Below are 5143 nucleotides of genomic sequence, written 5' to 3' on the forward strand. Positions count from 1 at the left end.
GCACTGCTGGCCCGCGGCGCCACCAACCAGCCGCTGCTGGGCATGCTGCGCGGCCGCGGCGTCGGCATGGACCAGACCATCGACTTCAGCAAGGCTATCCACATCGACGCCGCGCCGGACGACGTCTACGACCTGTGGACCCATTACGAGAACTTCCCGCACTTCATGTCCCACGTCGTCGAGGTGCGCGACCTCGGCCGCGGCCGCTCGCACTGGGTCGTGCGCGGCCCCGGCGGCAGCGAGTTCGAATGGAATGCCGTGCTCACCGAGCAGACCCGGCCGCACCGCCTGGCGTGGCGCAGCGAAGCCGGCGCCGAGATCCCGCAGAGCGGCTCCATCCAGTTCGAACCGCATCGCGGCGGCACCCGCGTCACCGTGCACATGTCGTACGCGCCGCCGGCGGGCGTCGTCGGCCACGGTCTCGCGACCCTGCTCGGGTCCGATCCGAAGACGCAGATGGACGACGACCTCGCGCGCATGAAGGCGTTCATCGAACGGGGCGCCGTGCCGCGCGATGCCGCTCGTCCACGCACCAGCAGCCGCTGGCTGCACTGAGGTGGTCATGGCGACGCCGCAGACCCCGCAGCACACCATCTCGGCGCTGCGCAACGCCGCGCGTCCGTTGACGGGCGGCGACCGCGACTACGACGCCCTGCTCGACCTCGTGGGCGATGCCCGCTTCGTGCTGCTGGGCGAGGCGACGCACGGCACCCACGAGTTCTACGAGGAGCGGGCGCGCATCACGCAGCGCCTGATCGAGGACAAGGGTTTCCACGCGGTCGCGGTCGAGGCGGACTGGCCGGACGCCTACCGCGTCAACCGCTACGTGCGCGGCCGCGGCGATGACCGCAATGCCGACGAAGCCCTGTCCGGCTTCCAGCGCTTTCCGAACTGGATGTGGCGGAACACGGACGTCGCCGCGTTCGTCCAATGGCTGCGGCATCACAACGAGAAGACGGCCGGACCGCGGGTCGGCTTCTATGGCCTCGACCTGTACAGCCTGTTCACGTCGATGGAGGAAGTGCTGCGCTACCTCGACCAGGTCGACCCGAACGCGGCACGCCAGGCGCGCGAGCGTTACGCCTGCTTCGACCATTACCACGAGGACAGCCAGCACTACGGCTATACCGCGAGCCTCGACCTGTCCGCGTCGTGCGAACAAGGCGTCCTCGAGCAGTTACGCCAGCTACAGCAGCGGGCCGCCGACTACATGTACCGGGACGGCGACGAGGAAGCGTTCTTCTACGCCGAGCAGAACGCGCGCCTCGTCAAGAATGCCGAGGAATACTACCGGACGATGTTCCGGGGCCGCGTGTCGTCATGGAATTTACGCGACAGCCACATGGCGGAGACCCTGGATGCGCTTGCCCGCCACCTGTCGAAGGATGGCGAGCCGTCCAAAATCGTCGTCTGGGAACACAATTCCCACATCGGCGACGCGCGCGCGACAGAAATGGGAGAAATGGGCGAGTGGAACGTCGGCGAACTGGCGCGCAAGGAATACGATGGACAGACCCGGCTGATCGGGTTTTCCACGTACGACGGCTTCGTCACGGCCGCCTCGGAATGGGACGCGCCGGCCGAGCACAAGCGCGTCCGGCCGGGCATGCCGGGCAGCTATGAGGAGTTGCTGCACGAGACGGGCATCCCCCGCTTCCTGCTACCGCTTCGGGACGGCATCGACCAGGACGTGCGCGCCACGATGGAGGAACGGCGGCTGGAACGGGCCATCGGCGTCATCTACCTGCCGCGCACGGAGCGCCACAGCCATTATTTTGCCGCCCGCATGGCGCGCCAGTTCGATGCCGTGATCCACATCGACCACACGACGGCCGTGCATCCGCTCGATCGGGGCGGCGGCTGGCATGCGGAGGAACCACCGGAGACTTATCCCACAGGTATCTGACCATTGTGTCCGAAAAACGGGGAACTGTGAAAGTTGGTGAGATTGCAACCCCATACAGACTTGTAAAATGAACAAAGGTGTAAGGCACGCTCCGCGTGCTTTCCTTCTCACTGTTCACTTACAAGGTCATGAAGCCAATCCGGATTTCGATCATTGCCGCCCTGCTCGCGGGCGCCACCTCCCTGCACGCCCAGGAAACCACGTCCAAAGTCGAGCGCTGCGACCGCCCGCTCGGCACCATCGCCGTCACGGAAGCCCAGAGCGAGAGCGCCCACGCGCTGCAGAGCTACGGGCTCGGGTCGCCAGTCGCGCTGCTGCGCATCATGATCCAGCAATCGAACTGCTTCCAGGTGGTCGAGCGCGGGGCGGCGATGGCCAATCTGCAGCAGGAACGCGCGCTCGCCGCGAATGGCGAGACGCTGTCGGGCAGCAACGTCGGCAAGGGCCAGCTGCAGGCGGCCGACTTCGTGATGACGCCGAACGTGCAGTTCGCCGCCGCCAACACGGGCGGCATCGGCGGCGCGATCTCGGATTACGGTGGCCGCCTGCTGGGCGGCCTGGGCCGCATCGCGGGCGGCATCGCGGGCAACCTCAAGTTCAAGGAAGCGCAGACGAGCCTCCTGATCGCGGACGTCCGGTCCGGCATCCAGGTGGCGGCGGAAGAAGGCGTCGCGACGAAGACGGACTTCGGCATTTCCGGCTGGAGCTGGGGCGGCGGCGATTACTCGCGCCTGGGCGGCTATACGAACACGCCGGAAGGCAAGATGGTCGCGGCCAGCCTGCTCGACAACTACAACCGCATCGTGGCGCGCATCCGCAACGAGCCGAGCCTCGTGCGTACCAGCAGCGCGGCCAGCAAGGTGAATGCGCAGGCATCCGCCCGCGAGGGCGTGCCCGTGACGGCCGGCGCCAGCGTGTACGCGCGCCTCGCGACCGTCAAGGTGTACACGGAACCGCGCGCCGGCAGCAAGGTGATGGGGACGTTGAAGCGGTCGGAAGAAGCGATCGCCACCGGCGAAGAGCGCGACGGCTTCGTCAAGATCGACGGCGAGAACGTCTCCGGCGGCTGGGTGCAGCGCACGCTGGTGGCCACGCAGCCCGCGCCGCAGTAATTACTTCACCGGCACGCCGGCCGCCTCCTCCGCCACGCGCACGACGCAGCGGTTGCGGCCGCCGTGCTTGGCGGCATACAGCGCCGTGTCGGCCCAGCCCAGCACCTGGTCCTGCGTGGGCAGCGGGCCGTCCGCGCCGTGCACGAGCGCGATGCCCACGCTGGCCGTGACCTCCAGCGGACCGGCCCCGGTCGCAATGGGCTTCCGGATGGCCTCCACGATCTTGGCGCCGATCCGCTCCGCCTCGTCGACGCCCTTCACGTCTTCCAGCAGGACGACGAACTCGTCGCCGGCCAGGCGCGCGGGCGTGTCCGTGACGCGCACGCAGGCGGCCAGGCGCTGCGCAAATTCCTTCAGCACCTCGTCGCCGACGCCGTGGCCCCACGTGTCGTTGATGGCCTTGAAGTGGTCGATGTCCAGGTAGGCCAGGCCCATCACCTGGCGCTGGCGGCGCACCCGTTCCAGCGCCTGGCCCAGCAGTTCGCCGAACAGGCGGCGGTTGGCGATGCCGGTCAGGCTGTCGAAGCGCGCCATCTGCACGAGCCGGCTTTCCGCCTCCTTCACCCGCGTCATGTCGTGCGCGAGCGCGTACACACCCGCGACGGCGACGTTCACCCTGCCCTGCGCCTGCACGTCCGGCACGAACGTCCATTCCAGGATGCGGTGCCGGCCCTGCGCCTGCAGCGGCATCTCGAACGTGGCGCCGACGCCTTCGAACGCCTGCTTCAGGCGCGGCCGCGCCGCGTCGTAGGCCGGCTTGCCCAGCACTTCCTGCAAATGCATGCCCGGCAGGCGGACCGGTTCCAGGCCCAGCCACGCCTGGAACGTCGCGTTGCCGAAGCCCAGGCGGTGGTTGCGGTCGATGTAGCAGATCAGCACGGGCAGGTTGTCGGCGATCAGGCGCAGGCGCTGCTCGCTCGCGGCCTGCGCCAGTTCCGCTTCCTTGCGCTCGCTGATGTCCATCGCCATCACGAAGAAGCCGGCGACGCGGCCGTCGGCATCGATGTCGGGAATCGTGTCGATCATCTGGTGGCGCCTGGCGTCGTCGCTGCGCACGTCTTCCACGTGGCCGTGCTCGCCCCGCAGCGCGGCACGGATCAGCGGTTCCAGGCGCGCGTAGCCGGCTTCTCCCAGCGCCTCGCTCACCGTGCGCCCGATGAATACGTCCGGCTCGGATCCGATCATGCGGTCGAAGCCGGCGTTGGTGAATTCGAAGCGCTCGTCGCGGTCGACGTAGGCGATCACGGCCGGGACATTGTCGGCGATCGCGCGCATGCGGGCGGCCGCGCGCCCGCGCGCCTGCACGAGGTCGTGGAAGGCACGGCCCAGTTCGCCGATCTCGTCGTTGCGGGCGAGCGCCAGCACCTCGCTGTCGACGCCCTCGTGGCGCACGGCGGCCACATTGCGGCGCAACTCGGCCAGCGGGCGCAGGCCACGGCGCACGAGCCACCACGCAAGCAGGCCCGCGACCAGCGCGAGGATGCCCGCCACGACCAGCACGGTGCGCCGGACCCGGGCGAGCGGCGCGAACGCCTCTTCCTCCGGATAGCGCGCGCCGAGGATCCAGCCGGTCGTCGCCAGGCGTTTATAGGTGACGATGGCGGGACCTTCGCGGTCGCCGCCGATCAGCCAGCCCTCGAAGCCGTGCAGGGCGCGCGCGATGCCCGGCTGGTCGGCGGGCGGCGCCGTCGCGGTCTGGCGTTCCTTCGCCGGCGAATCGATCAGCGTGCCGTCGGCCGACATCAGGAACAGATAGCCGGTGCTGCCCGGCCGCAGGGCGTCGACCTGGCGCAGGAAGCGCGCATGCTGCAGGTCGATGCGGCCCGCGAGCACGTAGACGATCTCGCCGTGGTCGTCGAACACGGGCGCCGTCACCAGCACCATGTTCGCGCCCGACAGGCGGCTCTGGAACGGATCGGACACGATACCGTGGCCGCGCAGCAGCGTTTCTTCGAAGTACGGGCGGCCCGTGGCCGTCAGCGGCTGGGCGGTCGGCATGGAAGCGCCCGACGCCACCAGTTCGCCACTACGGGCAAAGACGGCGATGTTGACGAACTCGTCGCCGACGTCGGCCGTGCGGTTCGCGAGCCAGGCCTGCAGGCGGCGCGGATCGTGGCGGGCGTCG

4 protein-coding genes are annotated in these 5143 nt (G+C 69.0%); 3 read left to right on the forward strand and 1 reads right to left on the reverse strand.

Annotation, left to right across the window (positions count from 1 at the left end):
- The 3 genes from ACEN88_RS23980 to ACEN88_RS23990 all read left to right on the forward strand — a co-directional run.
- On the forward strand, positions 1 to 555 hold a 555-nt coding region (locus tag ACEN88_RS23980), incomplete at its 5' end, for an SRPBCC family protein (RefSeq protein ID WP_413343693.1).
- A 7-nt stretch (positions 556 to 562) separates the two neighbouring features.
- A complete protein-coding gene (locus tag ACEN88_RS23985) occupies positions 563 to 1906 on the forward strand; it encodes an erythromycin esterase family protein (RefSeq protein ID WP_413343695.1) in 1344 nt (447 codons plus the stop codon).
- Between the two features lie 128 nt (positions 1907 to 2034).
- The gene (locus ACEN88_RS23990) at positions 2035 to 3018 is read left to right on the forward strand and encodes a CsgG/HfaB family protein (RefSeq protein ID WP_413343696.1); all 984 of its coding nucleotides are present in this window, start codon (positions 2035 to 2037) and stop codon (positions 3016 to 3018) included.
- On the opposite strand, the gene ACEN88_RS23995 is transcribed toward ACEN88_RS23990, so the two are convergent.
- A partial coding sequence (locus ACEN88_RS23995) for a diguanylate cyclase domain-containing protein (RefSeq protein ID WP_413343698.1) occupies positions 3019 to 5143 on the reverse strand: 2125 nt, incomplete at its 5' end.

Origin of the sequence: Massilia sp. CT11-108 (assembly GCF_047302915.1) — a bacterium.
GTDB lineage: Bacteria > Pseudomonadota > Gammaproteobacteria > Burkholderiales > Burkholderiaceae_D > Telluria > Telluria orientalis.